The sequence below is a fragment of the Shewanella sp. genome, assembly GCF_051658185.1.
Taxonomy (GTDB): Bacteria; Pseudomonadota; Gammaproteobacteria; order Enterobacterales; family Shewanellaceae; genus Shewanella.
Window position 1 is genome coordinate 1 of the sequence record NZ_JBOFMC010000197.1, and the last position, 3,904, is coordinate 3,904.

Consider the following 3,904-nt stretch of genomic DNA (forward strand, 5'->3'; position numbering starts at 1 on the left):
TATTATTAAGGTGATATTCAATTTTTACGGCATATTTAGGTATGTTCAATATAGTTAACCATCGGTGTAAGAGGGTTTTATTTATGCTTTGATGTATCGATATTTTATTGTTCATATCAATGGCACCTATAAGATAGCTTTATTATATATTAGGAGTTTTAATATTACCGATAATAAATTTAGGGTATCCTTGCTTATTGATGACTAGCCTAGTTTCAAAGGTTTCCGCTGATTGAGGCGACAGCATCTAGTTAGATTGTGATTTTTTCAATTTATCTAACCGAGTCCACATAGGACAACTGCATAGACTGGAACCTCGATTTTCACTAACGAGGACTCCTCATGCGAAAACTATCTGCAATTACTCTGGCCCTCGCGCTATCTTCTTTGGTTCAAGCGGAGCCTGAGTCTGATGTGTCGCCAATTGGTAAAATTGACGGTATGGTTTCTTTACCTGTTACGGGTATAAAAGCAGTTGAAAGCAATGGCCGCATTGTTTTCATGTCAGACAGTGGTCGGTTTGTCATCGATGGCACACTCTATGATGCCTGGTCTAAAAAGTCATTAACGAGTCTTGATGCAATTCGTGAAGCCAGCAATACACTGGACTTAAGTCGACTTGGCTTAAACATGGATGACTTGAATCCACTCAATCTGGGAGAAGGTAAGAAGAAAGTGGTCGTTTTTGTCGATCCACGTTGCCCTCACTGTCATGAGTTATTGAAACAAGCATTACTACTGACTAAAGATTACACCTTCCAAATTTTACCTGTACCAGTCCTTGGACCTGATTCAGAGCGTCAGGTTCGCCAGCTTGGCTGTGCTCGTGACAAAAAGGCGGCGACTGCAGCGCTACTTAATGGGCGTATCGATAACTTAGAGCAAGATGATGCCTGTAAATTAGAGTCAATGCAGCGTACCTTGGTTACCGCTCAAATTTTGGGTATTCAAGGTGTCCCATTCATGGTTGCTAGTGATGGTCGTATCAGTCGTGGACGCCCAGATGATCTTGCTGCATGGTTGGAGGCGCATTAATGAAAGCTTCACTTTATGCAGGGCAACGAGCATCACAGCTGCTGACGGTATTGGCGTATTCAGATGATGATAAGTTGTTCTTCATGGAAGACCAAAGTTTAGGGTTTGGTTTTTTATGTGATCCACTGCCGGGGGGGGACGAGTCTGTTGCAGACAGGGTTAATGTCCTACTCAACAACGACTGGCCAAAAGACACTTTGCTGCAATTTGGCCTGTACGCCTCGCCTGATATTCAAACCGACCTTCAGCGCATGATGGGCTTACGGCATCGTCAATCCGATCCATTGCTCAGGGCGTCGATACGCAAACGTGCGGATTTCCTCGATGGAGGTACGGTTCAACCAATAGAGGAATCGACCCAGACTCAGATACGCAACTTTCAACTGATCGTCACCTGCAAATTGCCTTTGGAAAGCCCTATACCGACGGAGCGTGAGTTGAGTCGAGCATCCGCGCTTCGCACTTCTTTCTCTCAGGCGCTGGCGACGGTTGGCTTTCGCGTCACTGAGATGACTGACCGAAATTGGCTCGCGGCATTAAGTGCGCAGCTTAACTGGGGAAAAGATGCTTCTTGGCGCAATCCATCACCGATTCGAAGTGAGGCAGATAAACCACTTCGAGAGCAAGTGTTGGATTATGACCGAGCTATCAAAGTGGATAGCCAAGGTCTGATGCTGGGCGATTACCGAGTTAAAACCTTATCGTTTAAGCGCTTGCCTGAGCGGATCTGGTTTGGTCATGCCGCAAGTTTTGCGGGCGACATGATGACGGGTAGTCGCGGTTTACGCGGCAGTTTTTTGCTGAATGTCACCATTCACTTTCCCTCAGCCGAGGCGATGCGATCTCGTTTAGAGACCAAGCGGCAATGGGCGGTCAATCAGGCCTATGGCCCGATGCTCAAGTTTGTGCCGGTGCTTGCTGCCAAGAAAAAGGGGTTTGATGTCCTTTTTGAAGCCTTGCAAGAAGGTGATCGTCCTATTAGAGCAAATATGACTTTGACGCTGTTTTCACCAACGGAAGAAGTGTCGATCAGTTCCGTGTCAAATGCTCGAACCTACTTCAAAGAACTTGGATTTGAGCTGATGGAAGACAAATACTTCTGTTTGCCCATTTTTCTCAATGCCTTGCCATTTGGTGCTGACCGCCAGGCGATGAACGACTTGTTTCGATTCAAGACTATGGCGACACGGCATGTGATCCCCTTATTGCCTTTGTTTGCTGACTGGAAAGGCACTGGTACGCCAGTGATTAACGTTGTCTCTCGCAATGGCCAGCTCATGAGTATATCGCTCTATGACTCAGGTAGTAACTACAACTGCTGTGTTGCCGCGCAATCGGGTTCTGGAAAGTCATTTTTGGTTAATGAGATCATTTCTTCTTACCTATCTGAAGGCGGGCAATGCTGGGTGATTGATGTTGGCCGTTCCTATGAAAAGCTGTGTGAAGTCTATGACGGTGAGTTCTTACAGTTTGGGCGGGACAGTGGCATTTGCTTAAATCCGTTTGAAATCGTTGAGGACTATGACGAAGAAGCAGATGTACTGGTTGGGTTATTGGCCGCAATGGCGGCACCCACGCAATCATTAACCGACTTTCAAATGGCCAACTTAAAACGTCAGACCCGTGAACTCTGGGAGAAAAAAGGTCGTTCCATGTTGGTTGATGATGTGGCAGAGGCCTTAAAAAACCATGAAGATCGGCGGGTGCAAGACGTGGGTGAACAGCTCTATCCATTTACGACACAGGGCGAATATGGTCGCTTCTTTAATGGTCATAACAATATTCGCTTCAAAAACCGTTTCACCGTTCTGGAGTTAGAGGAACTCAAGGGGCGTAAACATCTGCAACAAGTGGTGTTACTTCAGCTTATTTACCAAATTCAGCAAGAGATGTACTTAGGTGAGCGGGATCGCCGCAAGATTGTGTTCATCGACGAAGCCTGGGATCTGCTGACTCAAGGTGATGTTGGAAAGTTTATCGAAACTGGCTACCGTCGATTTCGAAAATATGGCGGCAGTGCTGTAACGGTAACGCAGTCGGTCAATGATTTGTATCACAGCCCTACAGGTAAAGCCATCGCAGAAAACTCGGCCAATATGTACCTCCTTGGTCAAAAAGCCGAAACCATTAACGCGCTCAAAAAAGAAGGCCGCTTGCCACTAGGTGAAGGAGGCTATGAATACCTGAAAACGGTTCATACCGTCACCGGTGTCTATTCCGAAATTTTCTTTATAACTGAAATGGGTACGGGTATTGGCCGTCTGATTGTCGATCCGTTTCACAAGCTGTTGTACTCGTCCCGTGCGGAAGATGTGACTGCGATTAAGCAGCTAACGCGCAAAGGGTTAACTGTTGACGAGGCCATTTGTCAGTTATTGAAGGAGCGCGGCGGTGAATAAGTCCACGATGTTGCCCTTTATGGCCTCTATCATCTTGTCTATTGCGGGCAGTGGCTTAATGACCCGCTGGCTCTTAATCAAAACGCTCGAACCTATCCACAGTCAGTTGGCATTAATCACGCCCATCGCAGTTGTGGATTTTGGCAATGCGGTGTTATCACTGGGACCGAATGCAAGTGAACAAGACATCGAATCGCGTTTGCTTAAGATCAATCAGCAAATCGAACAGTTAAAGGCTGCGGGGTTCATTGTGCTTGATGCCCAAGCAGTCGTCGGCGCTGATGATTCTGTGTTTGTGCCTGTTGGGTCGAAGGAGGTCTCTGATGCCGATACTCCATAAAAAGATGCCTTGGCGGCCATATCTCATCCGGTTGATCGTTCTAGCCTCAATCATGGCATTGGCAGGTACCTACGCCATGATGCGCTACCGAATCGGTATTGATACCCAGCAAGAGCGTTGCTTGCCTGAT

Annotated in this window: 3 protein-coding genes; all 3 read left to right on the forward strand. The window is 46.7% G+C overall.

Translation table 11 applies throughout. The annotated features are described in order from the left end of the window. Positions 1-342: 342 nt before the first annotated feature. From ACRCZA_RS07860 to ACRCZA_RS07870, 3 genes are read left to right on the forward strand one after another with little or no spacing between them, the layout of a single operon-like run. Positions 343-1,035, forward strand: coding sequence for a DsbC family protein (locus ACRCZA_RS07860; RefSeq protein ID WP_438673900.1), 693 nt, complete (start codon positions 343-345; stop codon positions 1,033-1,035). Then, positions 1,035-3,434 (forward strand): type IV secretion system protein TraC, encoded by a 2,400-nt coding sequence (gene traC, locus ACRCZA_RS07865; protein ID WP_438673901.1) that lies wholly within the window; start codon positions 1,035-1,037, stop codon positions 3,432-3,434. Before ACRCZA_RS07860 ends, traC begins: the two co-directional genes overlap by 1 nt. Continuing rightward, positions 3,427-3,774, forward strand: coding sequence for a hypothetical protein (locus tag ACRCZA_RS07870; RefSeq protein WP_438673902.1), 348 nt, complete (start codon positions 3,427-3,429; stop codon positions 3,772-3,774). Before traC ends, ACRCZA_RS07870 begins: the two co-directional genes overlap by 8 nt. The last annotated feature ends 130 nt before the right edge of the window (positions 3,775-3,904 follow it).

What these genes read in the sequence shown, in the direction of transcription:
- traC (WP_438673901.1), top strand. Translation starts at nt 1,035, where the DNA reads ATGAAAGCTTCACTTTATGCAGGGCAACGAGCATCACAGCTGCTGACG.
- ACRCZA_RS07860 (WP_438673900.1), top strand. Translation starts at nt 343, where the DNA reads ATGCGAAAACTATCTGCAATTACTCTGGCCCTCGCGCTATCTTCTTTG.